20 protein-coding genes and 1 tRNA gene are annotated in these 21981 nt (G+C 44.9%); 9 read left to right on the top strand and 12 right to left on the bottom strand.

The features are described from left to right. Positions 1-361: 361 nt before the first annotated feature. The 9 genes from H9I36_RS02230 to H9I36_RS02270 all read right to left on the bottom strand — a co-directional run bounded on the left by H9I36_RS02230 (position 362) and on the right by H9I36_RS02270 (position 9662). A complete protein-coding gene (locus H9I36_RS02230) occupies positions 362-1546 on the bottom strand; it encodes a nucleotide sugar dehydrogenase (protein ID WP_187383769.1) in 1185 nt (394 codons plus the stop codon). 83 nt (positions 1547-1629) lie between these two features. Beyond that, entirely contained in the window at positions 1630-2628 is a 999-nt protein-coding gene (locus H9I36_RS02235) for a glycosyltransferase (RefSeq protein ID WP_187383770.1), read from the bottom strand. After that, positions 2625-4376: an ArnT family glycosyltransferase gene (locus tag H9I36_RS02240; protein ID WP_187383771.1), complete on the bottom strand. Its 1752-nt coding sequence runs from the start codon at positions 4374-4376 to the stop codon at positions 2625-2627. Before H9I36_RS02240 ends, H9I36_RS02235 begins: the two co-directional genes overlap by 4 nt. Positions 4377-4409: 33 nt before the next feature. Next, positions 4410-5354 (bottom strand): capsular polysaccharide synthesis protein, encoded by a 945-nt coding sequence (locus H9I36_RS02245; protein WP_187383772.1) that lies wholly within the window; start codon positions 5352-5354, stop codon positions 4410-4412. 10 nt (positions 5355-5364) lie between these two features. Continuing rightward, positions 5365-5709, bottom strand: a complete 345-nt coding sequence (locus tag H9I36_RS02250) for an EamA family transporter (protein ID WP_255422631.1) — start codon at positions 5707-5709, stop codon at positions 5365-5367. Further along, positions 5702-6022 carry an EamA family transporter gene (locus H9I36_RS02255; protein ID WP_255422632.1) on the bottom strand — a complete coding sequence of 107 codons (321 nt, stop codon included), beginning with the start codon at positions 6020-6022 and terminating at the stop codon, positions 5702-5704. Before H9I36_RS02255 ends, H9I36_RS02250 begins: the two co-directional genes overlap by 8 nt. A gap of 19 nt (positions 6023-6041) precedes the next feature. Continuing rightward, positions 6042-7001, bottom strand: coding sequence for a glycosyltransferase family 2 protein (locus H9I36_RS02260; RefSeq protein WP_255422633.1), 960 nt, complete (start codon positions 6999-7001; stop codon positions 6042-6044). 12 nt (positions 7002-7013) lie between these two features. Continuing rightward, the gene (gene rffA / locus H9I36_RS02265; RefSeq protein WP_187383774.1) at positions 7014-8144 is read right to left on the bottom strand and encodes a dTDP-4-amino-4,6-dideoxygalactose transaminase; all 1131 of its coding nucleotides are present in this window, start codon (positions 8142-8144) and stop codon (positions 7014-7016) included. Positions 8145-8207: 63 nt separating this feature from the next. Continuing rightward, positions 8208-9662 (bottom strand): oligosaccharide flippase family protein, encoded by a 1455-nt coding sequence (locus H9I36_RS02270; RefSeq protein ID WP_187383775.1) that lies wholly within the window; start codon positions 9660-9662, stop codon positions 8208-8210. A 186-nt stretch (positions 9663-9848) separates the two neighbouring features. On the opposite strand from H9I36_RS02270, the gene H9I36_RS02275 reads away from it, so the two are divergent. From H9I36_RS02275 to H9I36_RS02285, 3 genes are read left to right on the top strand one after another with little or no spacing between them, the layout of a single operon-like run. Next, positions 9849-10655, top strand: a complete 807-nt coding sequence (locus tag H9I36_RS02275) for a LicD family protein (protein WP_187383776.1) — start codon at positions 9849-9851, stop codon at positions 10653-10655. A gap of 18 nt (positions 10656-10673) precedes the next feature. Further along, a complete protein-coding gene (locus tag H9I36_RS02280; protein ID WP_187383777.1) occupies positions 10674-11393 on the top strand; it encodes an IspD/TarI family cytidylyltransferase in 720 nt (239 codons plus the stop codon). A 17-nt stretch (positions 11394-11410) separates the two neighbouring features. Next, complete coding sequence (locus tag H9I36_RS02285) at positions 11411-12439, top strand: NAD-dependent epimerase/dehydratase family protein (protein ID WP_222864624.1); 1029 nt, start codon at positions 11411-11413, stop codon at positions 12437-12439. Here the strand turns inward: H9I36_RS02285 and H9I36_RS02290 are convergent. Then, positions 12436-14139: a capsule assembly Wzi family protein gene (locus H9I36_RS02290; RefSeq protein WP_187383779.1), complete on the bottom strand. Its 1704-nt coding sequence runs from the start codon at positions 14137-14139 to the stop codon at positions 12436-12438. The genes H9I36_RS02285 and H9I36_RS02290 overlap by 4 nt on opposite strands. An 82-nt stretch (positions 14140-14221) precedes the next feature. On the opposite strand from H9I36_RS02290, the gene H9I36_RS02295 reads away from it, so the two are divergent. The 6 genes from H9I36_RS02295 (at position 14222) to H9I36_RS02320 (ending at position 19879) form a co-directional block, all read left to right on the top strand. Further along, positions 14222-14294: transfer RNA gene (locus H9I36_RS02295), tRNA-Phe, on the top strand. Positions 14295-14378: 84 nt separating this feature from the next. Beyond that, positions 14379-15524, top strand: a complete 1146-nt coding sequence (gene murG, locus H9I36_RS02300) for an undecaprenyldiphospho-muramoylpentapeptide beta-N-acetylglucosaminyltransferase (protein ID WP_187383780.1) — start codon at positions 14379-14381, stop codon at positions 15522-15524. 3 nt (positions 15525-15527) lie between these two features. Next, entirely contained in the window at positions 15528-16016 is a 489-nt protein-coding gene (locus H9I36_RS02305) for a CvpA family protein (protein WP_187383781.1), read from the top strand. Then, a complete protein-coding gene (locus tag H9I36_RS02310; RefSeq protein WP_187383782.1) occupies positions 16016-17245 on the top strand; it encodes a DNA polymerase III in 1230 nt (409 codons plus the stop codon). The genes H9I36_RS02305 and H9I36_RS02310 overlap by 1 nt, the downstream gene beginning before the upstream one ends. Further along, entirely contained in the window at positions 17238-18524 is a 1287-nt protein-coding gene (locus tag H9I36_RS02315) for a two-component system sensor histidine kinase NtrB (RefSeq protein WP_187383783.1), read from the top strand. The genes H9I36_RS02310 and H9I36_RS02315 overlap by 8 nt, the downstream gene beginning before the upstream one ends. Further along, positions 18521-19879, top strand: a complete 1359-nt coding sequence (locus H9I36_RS02320; protein ID WP_187383784.1) for a sigma-54-dependent transcriptional regulator — start codon at positions 18521-18523, stop codon at positions 19877-19879. Before H9I36_RS02315 ends, H9I36_RS02320 begins: the two co-directional genes overlap by 4 nt. A gap of 89 nt (positions 19880-19968) precedes the next feature. Here the strand turns inward: H9I36_RS02320 and H9I36_RS13010 are convergent, their stop codons facing one another. Next, complete coding sequence (locus H9I36_RS13010) at positions 19969-20535, bottom strand: DnaJ domain-containing protein (RefSeq protein WP_187383785.1); 567 nt, start codon at positions 20533-20535, stop codon at positions 19969-19971. Between the two features lie 14 nt (positions 20536-20549). Then, the gene (locus H9I36_RS02330) at positions 20550-21839 is read right to left on the bottom strand and encodes a glucose-1-phosphate adenylyltransferase (protein WP_187383786.1); all 1290 of its coding nucleotides are present in this window, start codon (positions 21837-21839) and stop codon (positions 20550-20552) included. Positions 21840-21981 lie beyond the last annotated feature (142 nt).

Consider the following 21981-nt stretch of genomic DNA (forward strand, 5'->3'; position numbering starts at 1 on the left):
CGTAAAAATCGGAAATCCGATAAGCGGAGCAATTGTCTGCCGAACCTTTGCAGGATTTATAGGACGATGTAACATTTGTGTTTCGACAACGGTTTGAATATATGTGAAAATCTGTGCGGAATATGCGATCAAAGCTACGCTCACTGCAAGAGCTGCTGTAGATACAATTAAAAGGGTTATATCCGTTTTTTTTGAAAAAGCGTTCATTTCTATTTGCTCCTTTATATTTCCATTTGAATTGAACCGGTAAGTTGCGACCGGTCGGCGATTGTTTTACCGGCAAAGCGCCGAACTAAAAGATCATAATGTGCCATTCAAGTATAATATATACATCGGTCAAAATTCAATTGCGGCTTTATCATCAATCCCTCGAAAATAAATCGCGCGTATAGACTTTTTCTTTTACATCGTCCAAATCGTGCGCCGATCGGTTTGCGATTATGATGTCGCATTGCTTTTTAAATTCGTCGAGGTCTTTAATTATTTCCGAATTAAAAAAATCGCCTCCGCTGTACGTCGGTTCGTAGACGACGACCCGTATGCCCTTCGCTTTGATGCGCTTCATAACGCCTTGAATCGACGATTGACGGAAATTATCGCTGTCCGCTTTCATCGTCAGACGGTACACGCCGACCGTTTTCGGCTTTTTTGCGATTATCCGATCGGCGATAAAATCTTTGCGCGTCCTGTTCGATTCGACGATCGCGCCGATTAAATTGTTCGGAACGCGGTCGTAATTTGCGAGCAGCTGCTTCGTATCTTTCGGCAAACAATATCCGCCGTAACCGAACGACGGATTGTTGTAAAAGTCGCCGACGCGGGGATCGAGACATACGCCGCGTATAATCGATCGCGTGTCAAGCCCGCGGACTTCCGCGTACGTGTCGAGTTCGTTGAAATACGCGACACGCAACGCAAGAAAAGTGTTTGCAAACAGTTTAATTGCTTCCGCTTCGGTACAGTGCGGATAAAGCACGGGAATATCCTTTTTAATTGCGCCCGCTTTTAAAAGCGAAGCGAAGGTTTCAGCTTTTTCTTTGAGCGCTTCACAGTCTTTGGGATAGCTTACGACGATACGCGACGGGTAGAGGTTGTCGTAGAGCGCATGACCTTCGCGTAAAAATTCAGGAGAAAAGAGTATGTTCGGGAATTCTTTTTCTTTTCTGATTTTTTCCGTGTAGCCGACGGGAACCGTCGATTTTATGACGATCACCGTGTCGGGATTTATTTTTTTTACAAGGTCGATGACGGCTTCGACGGACGACGTATCGAAATAATTTTTTTCGGGATCGTAATTTGTCGGCGTCGAAACAATGACAAAGTCGGCTCCTTCGTATGCGAGTCGGGCATCGAGCGTCGCCGTGAGCGAAAGATTCCCTTTTGCAAGATAGGTTTCGATTTCTTTATCGACGATCGGAGATTTTTTGTTATTGAGCATATCGATCTTTTCCCGAACGATGTCGACGGCATATACGTCGTTGTGTTCGGCCAAAAGTATCGCGTTTGAAAGCCCTACATATCCAGTTCCTGCAACAGCTATTTTCATAGCAAAAACCTCCCGTAAAAAAATCTTTCAAAAAATACGGATAAAAATATCCTGCTCGGCGCCGCTTTGCAACAGCATACACATTATCGTTTGAGTCGTTTTACTTTTTTTGCCAATGCACGAATGCCCCCTGCCAGCATTTCGAAGAATTTAAAGACGTGCGGTGCGTGGGCTTTCATATCGGCGATGGTAAACAAAAGCGGCGACTGCATGATGCTTACGATGCGCTTGTCGTTTACGAGATGCACTTTATTAAATTGAAACTTCGGAGATTCGATCATGGTTTTTATATCGTCAGGAATCGTTCCCGCCTCTTTTATTCTTTTGAGAAGAGATGCGTCCGCAAGTTTGTAGTAGGGAACGTAATTTTTTCCGCCGAATTCGGACGAATAGTAGTGAATGATTTTTGCGTCTTTCAGATACGCGAGCCCCCCGTGGCTCAGCTGGCAGTTCCATTCGCCGTCCAAAAACGCATTTCCGAATCGCATCCGATACCATGCTTCATTAAATGCGCTTTGGTCGTGATGATCTTTTTTTACCGTATAGCCGTATTTCCACAGTTCGTGCCATAATTTAAAAAATTGCTTACTCGTTTCGGTATTTTTAACGAAGAATACGCCGCTGTTTATATGGAAACCGTTTTTTTTCGTTCCGCAAAAGCCGAGTTTTTTATCGCGTTTTAAAAAATAATCTTTGTGCACATGGTCGCCCAGCATAACGTGACCGTCGAGTACGCCGGCTATATCGGCTGTATGCTTTTCAACTGAAGATAGTTCGCCGGTTATTACGGTATCGCAATCGATATATAAAAAATCGTCGTGAATATAATCGGGAATCGTCGTCTTCAATATACGCGAGCGGGCGACGCCGTTCACGGTATCGTCGAATGAAACGGGGATGACCGACGCTGCGTAGGATTTGAGCTCGGAACGCTTGCCGAAAAAAGAAGCGGCCGTTGTATCGTCGACAAGAAAAACGACGTCGGCATCTTTCATGTGACGCCTGAGCGAATAGACGGACATAAGCGCCTGTTCGTAATAGAGATCGTTCGGACTCGATACCAAAACGTATACATACTTCATTCGGCATATCCTTTGCGTTTCGCCGCATATAAAATACCGCAGGCGACCGATGTCTGTACGTAACCGCATTCGTTTAATCGCCGAATAATCCATTCGTTTCCCGATATCTCGTTATCGTTATCGCGTATCGATTTGTCGAGAAAGAGGATGTAATCCGGCAGTCTGTGACCGGCGAAATCTTCGTAATACGGCTCGATTCTGTAGTCGCTCGGCGGCAGCCGCCACGTTGTCGGTGCGCCGCATGCAAGATTCTTATCGACCAGATACGCCCACGGCGCAAGCTGCGAAATAAAAATTGTATCGCCTTTTTCGGTATCGATACGTTCAAGCGTATGCAGGATGCTGTCGTATTGCCGTTTGTATATACTGCCGGTATAGAGCCCACTTGCCGGCCCCTGTGTTATTTTTTCTGTTGCCGGATGGCGTGAGGGAATAAACGCAATATGCGGAAAAAGGCGGATATCTCTATACGTCAGATTGACTCGATAAAAAAAAGTACCGCACACGATAATCGCAAGCGGAAGATATTTTAATAATCGATTGGAAAGTTTTTCAGACGGAAAAGCATTTTCGAACGATTGTATATAAACGGATGCTATGCCGCCGGAAACTACAACCATTCCTATGGAACAGACACCGAAACTCGTATCGGATGCGTAACAAAAAAAATACGATAAAATTAATCCGGGGATGATAAAGTACAGTAATTCTCTTTTGTATTCGACGGCGGCTTTTTTTAGGGTATACGGAGAAAACAGCAACGCCGTAAAGATACCGTAATGAAAAAATGCCATGATAAAAGCTCCGCAATCTTTTTCGATTACGATACCGTTTACGACGAGCAGGATGGTATTAAGTAAAAATAAAAGCGGTTTTGTCTTCGGCGTCAGCGCGATACGTTTTTTTAAAACGGCAATATATGCGGCGATTATCGGCAGATTCGTGATTACATACGGAAAGAGAATGAGACGCGGACATTTATAGAGGCGCTTTATCGTGTGGATCGGCTTTCGTCCGTATGCCGGATCGTTGAAAATATATTTTAAAGATTTCAAAATGCTTACAGGATCCGTTTTGTACAGTACCGCAGCGATATATATCACGGCTACGAAAACCGTACCTGCCCAAATACAAAGCCAGAGTTTCCATCTTTTTCTCGTCGCAGAAAAGATCAGCAGCGCAGCCGATACTGTAATGTATACGAGCGCAAGGTAAGGATTGCACAGTACCGCCAGCGCAAAAAAAATGCCGGATATAAAAAGAAACAACCTATGCCGGTGCAGCTCAAAGAATGCGTATAACGCGACGATACCCAAAAGATAGGTTTCGCAGCCGATCACATAATACGACGGTCCGTTTATACACGCGCGTGCAAAGATCAAAGCGACAAGCGCTAAAGTCAATGAAGCCGAACGGCGCATTTTTTTTGAAAAAATACAATACGCCGCGACTGCCGTCAACGCTTGAAAGAACAACGTTGCGATTCTAAAAAAAAGATATATTCCGTCCGTACTTCCGACGATTTTAATAAAAAGCGCATACAGCGGATATAAAAGCGGTTCATAGCTTTGCGTCGGCGACCAATCGTCGATGAACAGCCGTTCGCCGGTCATCATACGGTTTACCGTAGACAGGTAAAACCCTTCGTCAGACCAGCAAAAACTGTAAAACAGATTGTTAAAAAGCAGCAAAGCGGTTATAGCGATTACGGCGTACGCAAATAACACGGTTTTATGTTTTACCGTCATAACGTATAATTTTAATTTGGAATTATATTGTTGTCAATTCGGGTTTTCATACATACACATAATATGGTCAAAAAACGTTTTTTCGGCAGATTTTTTTTCAGACAGTTTATATGAAAGTTTATGTATGTCCGACATTCTTTGTATTTGATTAAAACGTGTTTCCGAATACGGCGTACTCAGTTCTCTTTGAAGGATATGCGGCGGCAAATCGGGAAACCACGGAACGGCTTTCCAGTTTTTCGGATATCGTTCGGTTGCCAGTTTGAAAAAGAAATAAAAGACAAAATAATGCAGTAAAAAATTATGACTTTTCCAATAATCGAATAGATAGTCTCTGGTCAACGTTAAGATAGGGTTGTTTTTTTCAGAATGGATAAACCAGTTCTGTGCTGCAATACCGGGATCATTTCGCTCTCGTGTTTGAAATACAAAAAGCGGTACATTAAATGCATATTCAGGATATTTTGTACAAAATACGGTTGCATCGATCCATGTTCCGCCGTAGGTTATCAATAACTGTAATCGTAAAAGGTCTGAAAAATGAGTATCGGATATAACCCCCTTTCGATATTTTTCTTTTATATATTCCGGAAAATCGACGTAGTCGTATATGTTCTTATAGGTAATTATAATAATTTTATTATTCGGCATATTTTTATGTAACGATTTTAGACAACATTTACAAAGCGGCGGCGCATTTTCAATTCCTTGCAGCCAACACCACCAAATTATATTATTTTGCTCAGTACCTGTGCCGGGAACAGGAGAGTTTACGGTAAAATTTTTATATTTATACTTAAGATAGGTGAATATAATCCAATCTTTATTGGTTTTTTTCAAATCGGGATCGAGCGATTTGCCGGTGAATATAAACCAGCATTTTAAACAAAGAAAACGCAGATAAGCGATTATTTTTTGAATCAGATCTTTGTAGTTCTTTTGTTGAAACAGTATCTTCGATTTCGTAATTAAATTCATATTTATTCCATTATAAAAAATAGATTACAACACCCGCAAAGATTATGCTCATTGCGATCAGTTTTCGTTTGCTCAAGTGTTCTTTTAAAAAAAGTTTACCGAGCAGAATGACAAATATATAACTTGACGCTTCAACGATGGGAATATACGAGACGGGTACCTTTTTCAGTGCGATTAAATCGATGCAAACGGCAATAAAATAAATCGTATATGCGGAAATGACGGGAACGTTAAAATATTCGGCAAATACGGAACCGTATTTTTTCCCGGCGGCTTTTTTTAAAATAATTTGAGAACACGCCGAAATGAAAACCGATATAAAAAGCAGGGCTATATAAAAGATCATGTCATGCATCGTTTTTTTCCATGCATAAGACTACGATGCCGCACAGTATCATAACGGCGCCGATGATCATCGTATAGGAAATCTTTTCTTTGAAGATCAAGGAGCCGAAGACGATTCCCCAAATGATCGTCGCCGTTTTATTTGCCGTCGCAATCGACAGGGGGATCGCTTTCAATACTTGCTGCCAGATAATCGCATAGACACATAAAATAAAAAATATAAGGCAATATAACAAAATAAATTTTGTTGAAAGAAAAGTTTCCCGTACGGCGAATTTTCCGATAACGGCATAGAGACTGTATATGAGGAAAGCAAAGTGCATCAATAAGATGTAAATTATATTATTCTTTTGATGCTGCATGGGTATTTTCCGATTTTATTTCTTTTATAGTAAATTTCGGAGTAGCATTTACAGTCAAATATATCCGGCCGACGTATGTTCCGATTATACCCAACGAAACAAGTATCATTCCTCCAAGTATAAGTAAAAGGATGACAATCGTTGTCCAGCCGGCAACATCGGCTTTACCGCGTAGATATACGACCGCATAATAGACAGCCAAAATCAATCCGATAAATGCAGAAATAAATCCCAAACAAGATGCTATGTTGAGCGGGACGGTAGAGAATCCGAATAGCATACGGAAAAATACTTGTATGGACTTTATTAAATTGTAATTGCTTTTTCCTGTTGTACGCTTGTGATGTTTAATCGATATCTGTGTAATATTTCTCGTTATTTGAAAGATAAGGCCGTCGATGTACGGAAATAGATTGTTAAATTTTATTATTTCTTTTACGACTGATGAATGAATTATTTTAAAAGGTGAAAGATAGATATCTTTCGGTTTTTGAATCGTAATTTCGCTTATTTTTCCGTTAAGCCAGCTGCCGATGTTTTTCCAAAGTTTTTGTTCTTTTACAGAGAAGTTTGCATAGCAGACGTCATAGCCCTTTTTCGCTTCATTATATAATTTTAAAATATCATACGGCGAATGCTGCAGATCATCATCCATGACAATGATCCATTTGCCGCTTGCATAATTGAGACCTGCCAGAATGGCACTGTCCTGTCCTGCGTTTTTTCTTAAATTGATACCGATCATTACGGGGTTTGTTTTTATTATTTTTTTTATCTCATCCCAGCTGTTATCGTGACTGCAGTCGTTGACCATAATCTGCTCGTAATCGATTCCTTTTAACGCGTCTGCAATTTGTGAGGTGAGTTCTGCAATACAATCTTTGCTGTTATAAACGGGAATAACAATACTGATTTCTTTTTGGAACATTTCTTCTGCCATATTATAATACCTTTATCGGTTGCTGCCGTATTGTCGTATTGCTGTAATAACCGCGTCCTGTTCTTCAGGACGGATACCGTAATATAAGGGTAAGCGTATAAGCCGTTCGCTGTATTGTGTCGTATAGATGTCTTTCCCGTCAAAACGACCGTAAATTATCCCTGCAGGAGCACTGTGCAACGGAATATAATGAAAAACAGATTGAATTTCTTTTTTCCTAAGATATGCTATGAGGTCATTTCGCATTACAGGATCTTTTGCGATGAGGTAAAAGATATGCGCATTATGTTTACATTCAGAGGGCACTAAGGGCAAGCGGAGTACGGACTCTACGGCGTCACCTGTAAACGCATTAAAATAGGTATTCCATACGTTCATGCGATAATTTTGTATTATCTCTGCACTTTCTAGTTGGCCCCATAAATAAGCGGCATTTAAATCACTCGGTAAATAAGAAGACCCGTAAGTGCGCCACGTGTATTTATCTACTTCACCGCGGATAAATTTACTTCTATCTGTTCCTTTTTCACGGATCATTTCCGCTTCTTCCGAATCTTTGTCATGATTGATGATGAGAGCACCGCCTTCGCCCATACTAAGGTTTTTTGTTTCGTGAAACGATAGACAGCCGAAATCACCGATCGTGCCTGCAAGCCGGTTTTTATATGTGGAAAATATTGCCTGTGCCGCATCTTCAATAACAAAAATGTTGTGTCGGCGCGCTATATCCATAATAGTATCCATTTCGCAGACGACACCGGCGTAATGTACGACTACGATAGCTTTTGTCTTTGGCGTAATTGCTTTTTCGATTTTATTTTCATCGATATTCAACGTGTCGGGGCGGATATCAACGAAAACGAGCTTCGCTCCGCGTTGTACAAATGCATCGGCTGTCGAACAGAATGTGTAAGAGGGAAGGATCACTTCATCGCCGTTTTTAACATGACAAAGCAGAGCCGCCATTTCAAGCGCGGAAGTACAGGATGTTGTGAGTAATATTTTTCTGTTAAATTTTTTTTGAAGGTATTCGGTACATCGTTTAGTAAACGGGCCGTCGCCGCAAAGTTTACGATTATGTATCGCCGCTTGAATATATTTTATTTCAGTTCCAACTACCGGAGGAATATTAAATGGAATCATATTATTTATCATAATAGTTGCATATTATTGATGTCAAGTAGCCGAAATTTTTTTATATTTTTATTATCTTTTATGTATCCTTCGAGAGACGGATGCGAGCAAAAGTTTTGCCGTGTCGTTTTGCAGTAGAATTTCCACTGCAGCATATATTGCCGAGCCTGTTGCAAGACCGGCTGCTATCTGAAGCAGTGCGCTTGGAATTATCTTAATTAAAAAACAGACGGAAACGTACATAGCGATTGTTCCGATAGCGCTTTGAAGGATCTGTTTCCCTAAATATGAAAGAAGTTTTTTTAAATGAGAAAATGAGCAGAATAATTGAATGACGGTGATCGAGAATTCAACGATCAGCGTTGAGATGCCCGCACCGAAAACGCCCCAGAGCGGAATAAAGATATAATTCAAGACGATGTTGAGAATGGTACCGAAAATCTGCGAATATAAAATAAAACGCTCTTTGCGGTTCGGCGTTAGGATTACATTATTTAAAAAAGACGCAAACGAAACGGCGATGATTATCGGCGCCATGCAATACAAAACAGGGAGCGCCGGCAAATACTGTACACCGCTGAACACTGTTATAAGCGGTTTTCCGATGACGATAAGACCTGCGGTCGCCGGAAACGAAAAAAACGATACGACGCCTATAGCTTTTTTTACCATATCGTCGTATTTTTGCATTTGCCCCAGTTCTATATAGTAGGAGCTGCGCGGAAGCAGCGTGCCGGTAATCGCGGTGATCATCTGCACGACCAATCTGCGTATTTTACTTGCTGCGGTATAATAGCCGACGGAGCTGTCGTCCATCATAAAGCCGAGCATAACGGTATCCATAGCCGAATGAATTTTTACTGCACATACCATACCGAAAAAAACCGATATTGGTTTAATATGTTTTTTTATTTCAAGCGTCGTTTTTTCAAAAATATTGATAAATTTTCTTGCATATACAATATTACAGACATTCATGCCGGCGTTTGAAATGATGCCCATAACCGCATACGCTACATAATCGTTTTTGCTGCGCACGAAGATAAATAAAAAGGCTAAGCTCACTATTTGAAAAAAAGCGGAGCGGAGTGTTATATATCGGTATTCTTCTTCAACGGCATACAGCCACTCCAAACCCATGGTGATAAACAGTATTTTGGAAGAACAGACGATAAGCAAAATTTGATAGTCATGAAATTTCCGGATGCACAAAAGGCTTACCGCGAACAAAATATAGGCGATGATCGTTGAAACGCCGTTTATGAGGAGAATTTCACGCGAGAATTTATTCAGCTTGAAAGGATCGTCCCGTATTTTTGCCGCTTCCCGTGCCGCATAGGAGCTGATGCCGAGTCCCGCGAGCATGACGAGATAATCGATGACGGAGTTCGCAAAATTTATTTTACCGATTCCATCCGGCATCAATATGCGCGATGCATACGGAAATGAAATAATCGGAAATGCGAGATTCATAAACGAACGTATGAAATTATAAAACGCATTCTTTTTCAACGATTTTTGCGTCATAGTATTTTATGATAACAGATTTTGCGTGAGCCGACAAGTTTACGCTTGACAGCTTTACGGCTGAAATTTACTCGGTAAAAATCGGTCGGTCTTATAGCGCGATAAGAAACCTCCGAATATATACACAGTACGCAATGCGGAGTATGTACAAAGCCAAATTTAGTTGGTATACTATTTGAACAGAAAATGAAAGAGATACCTATCGAAACATTACGACAGATACAGTTGCGGCTTCTCAAATGTATAAACACTATTTGTGTTGAGAATAATTTACACTATTCTCTGTGCGGCGGAACGCTTATCGGTGCGATTCGTCATAAGGGATATATACCGTGGGATGATGATATTGATGTTATTTTCCCGCGCGGTGATTATGAACAATTTATTGAAATTGCTGAAAAGCGTTTGCCGGATAATCTTGCGGTATATACATGTTTTAATAAGCCTGATTACTATTACCCGTTTGCCAAACTTGTAGATACGACGACGATTCTGGAAGAACGCTGTGACAGGCTTTTTGACGGGTTGGGTATATATGTCGATCTGTTTCCCTGTGACGGGCTCCCGAACGATGAAAAAAAACGTAACGCGTATTGGAATGTAATCCGTATTTGGAAACGGCTTAATACTATGGTATATCAGAGAACGGTGGATGGCGAATCATTGCCGAAACGTCTGCTTCGCAAATCGGTTTTCTTTTTATATCGATTCAAATCAAAATCTTCGCTTGCAAAAAAAATCAACAACTTGGCGATGCAAAACCCTTTTGCGACATCCGAATATGTCGCCTGTTCCGTAGCGGGTTATGGAATAAAGGAACAAATCAGGAGAACAGTTTTTGATTCGTACATCGATGTTCCGTTTGAAGGCGAATTATTTAAATCTTTTTCAGGATACGATGAGTATCTTTGCAGCCTTTATGGCAATTATATGCAATTGCCGCCTGAAGATAAACGAGTTTTACGCCATCAATTTAAAGCATGGTATAAATAAAATTAGAGTGAGGATGTAATGGGTGTAGTGGCGCTAATCATAGCCGGCGGATCCGGACAGCGGATGGGACAAAGTATTCCGAAACAATTTATCGTCGTAAACGGAAAGCCGGTAATTGTATATACGCTTGAAACGTTTCAAAATCACAACGGTGTCGATGCGATTGCGGTAGTCTGCATTAAAGGGTGGGAACATACACTCGAAGAGTATGCAAAGCAATTCAATATTACGAAATTGTACCATATTGTATCGGGAGGCAATTGCGGACATGAATCGATAAAAAACGGCGTTTTTGAACTTGAGCGCCATTATGCAGGAGATACCGTTGTTTTAATTCACGACGCTATTCGTCCGTTGGTTTCAAGTGAGATAATTTCAGACTGTATAGCAAAGACAAAAGAATATGGGTGTGCTGTTGCCGTTATTCCCTGTGCCGAAGCAATGCTTGTAACGGAAGACGGATTGGTTTCGGACGCAAGTTATCCGAGAGATAAATTAAAACGGACACAGACGCCGCAAGGTTTTTATTTGGAAACTATCTGTGCCGTACATAGACTCGCGCAAAAAAAAGGAATTACCGACAGTATTGCATCGTGTACTTTGATGATTGAAATGGGAAAGAGAATATTTTTTTCAAAAGGATCGGAAAAAAATATAAAACTGACGACATTGGAAGATATCGATATCTTTAAAGCGCTGTTAAATGAACAGAGCGCCGCACGGTTAAAAGACACATGAACTATACTGCATCATATTTGAACGATATCGATACGGCGATTTCTGCAATAAATTGCAAAGAAAAATTGTTTCACCGAAGCATATTGATCACCGGCAGTTCCGGTATGATCTGTTCGCCGGTGATAGATATATTATTTGCGTTGAATAAAAAATACGATGCTCACATAAAGATTCATATTGCAGGAAGAAATCGAGAGCGTATAGTAAAGCGATTTGCACCGTTTAAATGCAGTACCGATTTCGAATTCATTCGATTTGATGCGACGATGGATGTTTCTCTTGATACCGCTACGGATTATATCATTTACGGTGCAAGCAATGCCGATCCGGTTTCACTTAATAGATATCCCGTGGAAACGGTTTTAACAAATATTATCGGATTGCATTCGCTTTTGAAATACTCGTTTGAAAAAAAAATAAAACGTTTGCTGTATATTTCTTCCGGCGAAATTTACGGGATAAAAAATAACGGCGAGCCGTATCGAGAAGACGATTACGGTTATATCGATGTTTTAAATGCGCGTGCATGTTATCCGTGCTCAAAGCGTGCCGCTGAAAATTTATGTATTTCATATACAAAAGAATATGCCGTTGATACGGTCATTGTACGACCCGGACATATTTACGGTCCGACTATCACTGAAACCGACAGCCGCGCTTCGGCACAGTTTACCCGGGATGCGCTTGCAAAAAAAGATATCGTAATGAAAAGCGGAGGAGCGCAGTTGCGTTCGTATTGCTATGTAATGGATTGTGCATCGGCTCTATTGACGGTTTTATTGGCGGGGAAAACGGGAAACGCATATAATATCGCAAATCCGAATTCAACGGTTACCGTTCGGCGTCTCGCGCAGGAATTCGCCGATGCGTCGGGAACAAAAATCATCTTTCAAAATGCGACGGATGCGGAGAAAAAAAGCTATAATCTTATGGAAAATTCGTCCCTCGATTCGACAAAATTGGAAGCGCTTGGCTGGAAACCGCGCTTTAGTCTAAAAGACGGCGTATCCCGAACGCTTGAAATACTTCAGGAGAACGGTAATTAAAAATTGTATTTCGCTCTCAGCGAAAATTCAAAGCCGTATACGTAGTTTTTCCGTATATAGTTCCGATTGGAAATATACGTATACCCGATGGTACCGGTGAGACACAGCGATTTGAAAAAGAAAAACGACGTTTCGGCACCCCACGTGAGATAGGCTTCGTAATTTGCCCAATAATCTTTTTTTATTGTGCTGTCACCGGGTTTGGCACTCTTATATACGGCTTTATTGAGAATGTAATTTATATCGGGGCAGTAGCGGTGAAAAAACACCATCGTGCTTCCGCGCGGATAATATACCCGGTATCCTAAAAATTGACTGTTCCCGAAGTACCCGGATCCTGCGCCGAGCGACTGTCCGCGGTTCGTATACCCGTGCTTCATCTGGTGATGTGCATAATAGCCCATGTATTCCCATTGCAGTTGAAAATCCTGCGACATTTCGAAATTGTTCCATTCGAACAAAAGCTCGCTGTGCAGATTTACGCCCGCGAGTTTGTTCGGAAACAGTTTATAGAGCGGCAATGGAATATATTGATGAAGCCCGACGGTATAGACAGCCGTGTGGAAGGGATTTCTTGTTTCACTTGTTGTATAATCGTCAATGCCGAGTTCACCGTAGACTGTAAAACCGATTTGCGGAAAACGCCACGCAGCATTAAACGCGATCTTTTGATCTTCTCCGTCACCGCTTACGTCGTTTGCGTGTGATGTCGTAAACAGTCTGCCGATATATTTGAGATTTTTCCAATTCCATTTTGTCAAAAAAATTCTGTTGAGTCCGACCGTAAGACCCGGTATAAACGACGGCGCATAGCTCAATGAAATACCGTTTATCATCGTATGATCGTTCGAAGCATCTTTATCGAAATAATCCGATTCGGTCAGCATCCCGGTCCACATACGCGCTTCGATATCGCCGACGTACCATTTGAGCCACGGCAGCCGTATGCTCGTGCGGCGCACACCGAAATCGATTTTCGGATAGCTTGCGGCATTGTTGCTGCCGAGCATGGGATTGAGGAGGGCGGGGCCGAGCCACGGCGACTGCGTCCCGAAGCCTACGGTTAGGGTTTTCCACGTATAGCGGATTTCCGTATCTCCCCAATCGAACGTAAAAAACGGTGCGTCTCCGAACCGCTGTGGCGCATCTATGCCGGCATAGCTTCCGTCGGATAATTTATATCCCCAAAAATAGCCGTATTCACTGGCATTCGGATCGGTAACTTCACGATTTTTGAGTTCAAACGCCGCATTTTGCGAAAAAGAAAGCTGCGGCTTTAGCGTGAGCTCGACACCGTACGCTTGCAATCGCGCACCGCCGGTCAACGATGTATTATAGCCGCGCCCTTGCCACAGTGCGCCGTCGTTTTGCCCGTAAGGAGCGGCCGTATTGACACTCTGGTACCATTCGGGACCGTAGATTTTCCACGAAAGGTTTTTATTTCCGTTGATAAAGCGAGTTGTCCCGAGATTGTTGTTTTGCCATATATTGCGCGCATCGTTTTGCGCTTCTTCGGAAAGTTCCCATACCGAATCGCTTAAAGTTCTGTAGTTTAGGGTAGGGCGCTCGACGAGACCCTGCAGCGAGAGAAAATCGTAATAGTTTTCTTCGATCGATTTTAACGTCTCTTGTGCGGATATGCTGCCGTATGCAAGCGCAAAAACGAGCGGCAACGCCGAAAGTTTTTTTGAGATATTCATTGCTACGATAATAATCGATTGCATGGGGATCGTCAACAATGCGCTTGACATAAAAATGCAAATCGAGTAAAGTAGTCGATATGCCGCTATAGCTCAGTTGGTAGAGCAATGGACTGAAAATCCATGTGTCGTTGGTCCGATTCCAACTGGTGGCATACGAACGGCAGCACGGCTGCCGTTTTTTTTATTCGTGCGGAGGGTTATCTCGCGATCTTATGCATACGCTCGCTTAAAACTATATGAAAAACGATAAATCGATTACAGCGGTATTTACGGGCGGCGGTACGGGCGGACACATCTATCCGGGACTTGCAGTCGCGGACGAGCTGCGCAAAAAGGCTGCGGCGCGAGGAGCTGCCCTTACCATCTGCTGGATCGGATCTTCTTCCGGCATGGATAAAACTGTCGTCGAAAAAAACGTCGACGAAGCGGGGCGGAAAAGTGCGGACGCGTTTTACGGAATTCCTGCGGGAAAACTTCGCCGCTATTTTTCTCTGAAAACCGTTTCCGATATGTTTAAAGTCGTCGGAGGATTTTTTGCTTCTCTTGCGATTTTAATAAAATTAAAACCCGCCGTCCTCTTTTCCAAAGGCGGTTTTGTGAGCGTCCCGCCGTGCGCGGCTGCAAAGCTGCTCGGCATTCCCGTGTATACGCACGAATGCGATTTTACGCCGGGGCTTGCGACGAAAATCAACAGCATCGCGGCAAAGCGCATCCTCGTGTCGTATAAAGAAACCGAAAAATTTTTTAAAGTGGCATATCGCAAAAAGATAATCGTAACGGGGAATCCCGTCAGGGAAGCTTTTTACCGCGCTTCTTCCGAACGCGGCCGCGCGTTTTTAAATAGCTCCGGCAATACAAAGCCCGTTCTCCTCGTACTCGGCGGAAGTTCCGGAGCCGTGCAGATAAACGAACTTGTCAGAGAAAATCTCGACCGCTTGTGTGCGTCATTTTTCGTCGTACATCAGACGGGAGTAAAAAACGCCGACACTGTCCGGCACGCGGACTACGTGCAGTATCCGTTTTTGTATTCCGAAATGAGCGACGTCATCGCTGCAAGCGATATCGTGCTTTCTCGCGCGGGAGCGAATTCGATTTGGGAATGCGCCGTTTTAAAAAAGCCGCTCGTGCTCATCCCGCTTACGGGTTCCGGTACGAGAGGCGACCAGGAAGACAACGCGCGCTATTTTGCGGAGAGGGGAGCGGCGGTCGTGCTTTCACGGGAGAAAGCGAATTCGGAAGAACTTTTGCGTGCTCTTGAAAAACTTTTGTCGAGCGAAGAGCGGCGTCTCATGAGCGAAAACTGCGCCGCTCTTGCCGGATGCGGAAAGCCTGGTGAAAATATTGCCGAAATCGTGTATACTGCGATGTTCGGAGGATCATGAGCGATGCCGTATTCCTATGCGCCGGTCGATATCGTTTTTTTATTGATTTTGCTTTTTTTCGTCATAACGGCGGCTTCCCGCGGTTTGATAAAAGAATTTTTCGATAAAGCCGCCTTTGTCGCAGGCATCGTCGCTGCGGTTTTGTGTACGCCGCTTCTCGAGCCCTTTGTCCGCGACGGCATCCGTAACGCGCTTTTGGCAAAAGTCGTTTCGTTTTTATTGATTTTTATCATCGCATTCCTCATCGTAAAGATCGTTCAGGAAATCGTCAGCCGTATTTTTTCCGGTGAAATTTTGCAGGGACTCGACCGCGCGCTCGGATTCGTGTTCGGCATCGTCGAAGGGCTCGCAGTCATCTCCCTCATCATCGTCGCACTCAAAGTGCAGCCGTGGTTCAACATCCGTCCGCTTTTCGAGTCGAGTATCTTTTACCGGCTGCTCGACGGCATTATCAGAGTTTCGGAAACGAAGCTTCAGGAGCTGCCTGCCTGATGTTTGAAAACATTATCCGACAGGAAGCATCTTCGCTTCTTGAAAACGACATACGTTCATCGTCCCTTCCGGGTGCCCTTCTTTTTTACGGTCCCTCGTCGTCGGGAAAACTTTCGTGCGCGCTTGAGTGTGCCCGCGTTCTTTCGTGCACGGGAGAAGAAAAAGGCGCGTGGCAGTGTACGTGTCCTTCGTGTCTCCGTCATAAAGCCCTCGTTCATCAAAATACGATACTCGCAGGCCCGCGCGACTGCACGCTTGAAATCGCTTCGTGCCTTTCGGTTTTCCTTTCGGCGCACAAAAAGAGCGCACCCTATGAACGAAGCGCCCGCTATCTTTTTTTGCGCAGCGTGAGAAAATTGACTATGCGATTTAATCCCGTCGTGCTGCAGGATGATGACAAGCTTTCGAAAATCGCGCCCATCATCGCTTCCATAGACGAATACATGGAGACGATCGATTTTCCGCACGAATTACCGGACGCCGAAACGCTTGAAAAGACGTGCGGAGAAATACAAAAGCTGTGCCGAAAACTCGAATCCGATTTTTTGCCGGACGCGATTCCGATCAAACACATACGCGCCGTATCCGCATGGGCGCATATAAAATCGTCCGAAGGAAAAAAGACGATCGTTTTGGAAAACGCCGAGCGCATGAACGAAAGCGCGCGGAACGCGCTGTTGAAAATTCTCGAAGAGCCGCCGGAAGACGCGGTTTTTATTTTGACGACGGAAAAACGTTCGTCCGTTATGCCGACGATCCTCTCCCGCGTAAGACCGTATCGATTCCGCGAGCGGACGAAAGCCGAACAGCTTGAAGTCGTGCGCCGTATTTTTCACGACGATGCGTGGAACGGAACTCTCGGCGAATACTTTGAAACTTTTCTTCCCGTCGCTCCCGAAAAAATCAGAGACTGTGCGGCATCTTTTTTTAAGAGCGTTGCATCGAACGCGATTCCCGACTGCGCAAAGATATTAAAAGACTGCGCTTCATTCGAAGTGCGTCTCATGTTCCGCATCTTCCTCGACGGCATCGCGCGGACGCAAAGACCGCTTGTAAAAAGCGCTTCGGGCGCCGAAAGTTCTGCCGAATGTATGGCATCTCTCAGGGAGTGCTGGCTCGCCGTTTCCGTCTACAACGAGTCTCCTCTTGCCGCATTGGAAAACCTCACGCGGACGTTTTTTAAAATTAACAAAACGCACGATTTCGTCTTCAAGGCCGCCTATGAGTGATTATTTCAGGCGCGTCAGCGAAAAAATCGCAAAGCTTCCTTCCGAGCAGGTAAAAGAATTCTTAAAAGACGTATGCAGCGAAAACGAAATTTTCGATTCGGTTTTGGAGTCTCTTTCGACGGGACTCGTCATCGTCGATAAAGATTGGAAATTGATCTTGACGAATAAAGCGGCCGAACGCTACGTGCCCTTTTCGATCCGCCCGGACGATCCGAAAGCGGAAAGCATTCCGCTCCCGCGCCTCGTCGACAACGCCGAAATCGCCGATTTTTTAAATGACTGCAGAGAACACAACCGCTCGAACGTTTCCGACGAATTTACGACCGAGACGGCGGGCGGCAGCGTGCGTTTTATAACGCTTACTGTTTTGCCTCTTGTTAAAAAGAGAGAAGTGTCCGGTTCCATCGTTACCGTGCGCGATATCACCGAAAAACGCAATCGGGAAATACTGCTTCGCCGCATGGAAAATCTTGCCGGCTTGACGAACCTTGCGGCGGGCATGGCGCATGAAATCAAAAACCCGCTCGGCGCCATCGGCATTCACGTACAGCTCGTGCAAAAAGCGGTAAAAAGAGAGAGAGAGGGAAGCGGCATGCTGCCCGATAAAAAATTCCTCGAAGCGCACCTCGATATCGTAAACGAAGAAATCGACAACCTCAATAAAAAAGTGACCGACTTTCTCATGGCAGTCCGTCCGGTGAACGCAAAGCTCGAACTTATCGATATCGGAAAACTTGTTAAAGAAGTGTCCGCTTTTATCGCGCCGGAATTTCACGACAGCTGCATTACGGTGAGCGTCCGCGTAAGTGAGAAAACGGTGCGCCTTCTTATCGACGAAAAACTTTTTAAAGACGTGTTTATCAATATGGCGCAAAACGCTCTTTCGGCGATACGGGAAAAATATTCCGACTGTACATCGGCAAGATCGGATGCTCAATGTCCGGGACTCTTTGCCGTCGAAACCTTTGTAAAAGACGACGCTTATATCATAACGATTTCGGACAACGGGATCGGCATGAGCGAAGAAACCGCTTCTCACATCTTCGAACCCTATTTTACGACGAAAGCGAAGGGGACGGGGCTCGGCATGACGATCACGTATAAAATTATTAAGGAATTTTCAGGCGATATTCAAGTTTCATCCGTCGCGGGCGAAGGTACCGTTTTTACGATAACGCTTCCCGTGCCGCAGACGGACAGAAAACTGCTCGGCGAACATAAAACGAAACGGATCGAAGACGATTCGGCAAAGATTGCGGACAAGATGGCGAAAAAATGAAATTCACGATCCTTATCATCGACGATGAAAAAAATATCCGCGAAGGTCTCGGCGCCGCCTTCGAAATGGAAGGCTATGAAGTGCGACTCGCGGCAAACGGAAAAGAAGGGCTCGACCTTATTGCAAAGGGCGACATCGATTTGGTCATCACCGATCTCCGCATGGACGGTATTTCAGGCGAAGAAGTGCTCCGCCGCGTGACGACGGAAACGCCCGGCATACCGGTCATCGTGCTTACGGGACACGGAAGTATCGATGCGGCCGTCGATGCGATGAGAAACGGCGCTTACGATTTTTTAACAAAGCCGCTCAACCTCGATCGCCTTTCGATCCTCGTCAAGCGCGCGCTCGAACGGAGAGAGCTTTCGCTTCAGCACACGCAGCTGAAAGCCGAAGTTTCAAGCGCCCATACGCTCGACAATATGATCGGTAAAAGCGGCGAAATGCAAAAAGTGTTTACGCTTATTAAAAAAGTCGCACCGACGAAAGCGTCCGTTTTGATAACGGGCGAAAGCGGCGTGGGAAAAGAGCTCGTCGCAGACGCGATCCACAATCTCTCTCCGAGAAGCGCTCACGAAATGATAAAAGTGCACTGTGCGGCTTTGAGCGAAACGCTGCTCGAAAGCGAACTGTTCGGTCACGAAAAAGGCGCGTACACCGGAGCCGAAAAAATGCAAAAGGGGCGTTTCGAACTCGCGCACGAAAGCACGATCTTTCTCGATGAAATAGGCGAAGTCAACGCGAACGTGCAGGTAAAACTTTTGCGCGTTCTGCAGGATCATAAAATCATCCGTGTCGGCGGAGAAAAAACGATCGACATCGACGTGCGCGTCATCGCCGCGACGAACCGCGATATGGAAAAAGAAGTAAAAGAAGGAAGATTCCGCGAAGATTTGTATTACCGGCTCAACGTCGTGCACATCGCCGTGCCTCCGCTTCGCGAACGACGTGACGATATTCCGCTTTTATTGAATGCGTTTTTAAAAGAATACGCGAAGGAAAACGGCAAAAACGTCACGGGCATCGACAACCGCGCCCGAGCGCTTTTATACAAATACGATTGGCCGGGCAATATCCGAGAGCTTCGCAACTGTATCGAAAGCGCCGTCGTTATGTGCGGCGGAAACGAAATCACTCCGGAAGATTTACCGCCGACGGTGAGCGCATCGATCGCCGCGCCTTCGATTACGATACCGGTCGGTACGACGCTCGACGATGCGGAAAAAGCGATCATCTGCGAAAACCTCGCGGCGAACAAGGGAAACAAAAGCAAAACGGCCGACATTCTCGGCATAGGCCGGAAAACGCTGCATCGCAAATTGCAGGAATACGGCATAGGGGAAAGCGAAATCTAAGCGGCTCGTCGTTCGTGCGGTGCGTTTAACGGGACGCGGCTGTCGAAAAACTAAGCGGTTCAAGGGGCTGCGTCGTTCGTGCGTCGCGTTTAACGGATCGAATTTTTATACGCGAGTATCGCTTTATACGCTTCGACGATTTCTTCGGTCTTTTTGTGCGCGACGCGCTGCACCGTTTCGTTTTCGGTATTCGAATCGGGATGAAAAAGCTTGAGCTTTTTACGATACGCGCTCCGTATTTCGTTTTCATCCGCACCCGCTTTTACGCCGAGCGTTTCACAGGCTTTTTTGATGTGATCCGGCAGCACTTCGAACGGACGCGCCCTCTCGGCTCCGTTTCCGCTTTTGAACACTTCGCCGATATTTTTTTTATCTTTTGTACGTAAAATATTTTCGAGCTTGACCTTTGTGCCGCCTCTTTGCCCGCTGTGCATTGTCTTACGCCGCGCTTCCGTTTTGTTTTTTGTCTGCGCGCTGCCGTTTGACGCACGAAGCATATCCTCCGCGCCGGCTTTGCTCCTCGTTTTGAAAGTGTACGAACGCTCGTCCGTAGCTGCATTCGTTTCGGCTTTTTTTTCACCGCTTTTCGGGATATCCCCCTTTTCGAGCGCGGCTTTGAGCAAATCGCCGAGCTTATCGTACATCGAATCCGTCACGAAAACGAGCCGCCTTAAATCACCGTACCCGAAGGGATGACCGCGCCCTTTCTGATGACGATGATGCCGTCTGCGCAATGGAATAATCCGTGGTCGCCTTCTTCGTATTGCTTTCCGCTGACGTTGATGGAGCAGTTGTCGCCGATGTGCACGTCTTTATCGATTATAGTGCGCGCGATGCGGCAATTTTTTCCGATGCCGAGATCCGGTATATTGTGTTCGGCATTCCAGCGTTTGGACGCTTCGGTTTCGTAGGCATCGGCGCCCATCGTGACTACTCCGTCGAGCGTGCTTCCTTTTTCGATGATCGAACGGATGCCGATGACGCAGTGATTGAGGCTGCTTTCGGTGATGATACATCCTTCCGCAGTGATCGAAGCGTTTATATCGGCTTTATTGATTTTCGACGGCGGGAGATTCGGAATGTGCGTATAGATCGGCTCGTTTTCGTCGTAGATGTTGAACTGCGGAGTCGTTTCGGTCAAATTGATATTCGCTTCGTAAAAACTGCCGATAGTTCCGATATCTTCCCAATAACCGTCGAAGATATACGAATTGATTTTTTTCGTTTTTATCGCTGCGGGAATTATCTCTTTTCCGAAATCGGTCATATCGTTGTCGAGCATTTCATCCATGACGGGAGCGTTGAATATATAGATACCCATCGACGCGAGGTATTCTTTTTCCGGCGGCAGATTGCCGCGCGAGTTTTCCGGAATTTTCCAATCGTCGATATTCATATCCCGTGCAGGCTTTTCCATGAATTCAGTGATGCGGTTTCCGCCGTCGATCTTCATAATGCCGAAGCCCGACGCGTCGCTCCTGTTTACCGCCGTCGTCGCAATCGTCACGTCGGCACCGCTTTCGAGGTGAGACGCCATAAAGGCGCGCAAGTCCATGCGGTACAGCTGATCGCCTGAAAGGATGATATAGTGCGTCGGATTTTGCGGCTTAAAGTGCGGGAAATTTTTCCGCACCGCATCGGCGGTTCCTTCGTACCAGCCGGTGTGTTCGAGCGTCTGTTCGGCGGCCAGTATTTCGACAAAGCCGTGCGAAAAGCGGTCGAAGTTGTACGAATTGCTTATGTGCATGTGCAGCGAAAACGAATTGAACTGCGTGAGCAGGTATATTTTTTTATAATCCGAATTGATGCAGTTCGAGATCGGCACGTCGACGATACGGAATTTTCCGCCGAACGGAACGGCCGGCTTCGAGCGGACTTTTGTGAGCGGGAAAAGCCGCGTTCCCTTTCCGCCTCCCAGAATAATCGAAAGAACGCATAAATCTTTTTTGTTATCCGACATGGTATTCCCCTTTTGCTTTTTTATCAGTATAAAGCATGAATGTCTATTTGGCAAATTATTTTTGCTAAACACGGCCTTTTTCCCCGCCGATACAATAAGAGAGGAATGATAAAAAGCACCGTCTGAAATATCGCCGTCGCTT

Source organism: Treponema sp. Marseille-Q4130 (genome assembly GCF_014334325.1).
GTDB lineage: Bacteria > Spirochaetota > Spirochaetia > Treponematales > Treponemataceae > Treponema_D.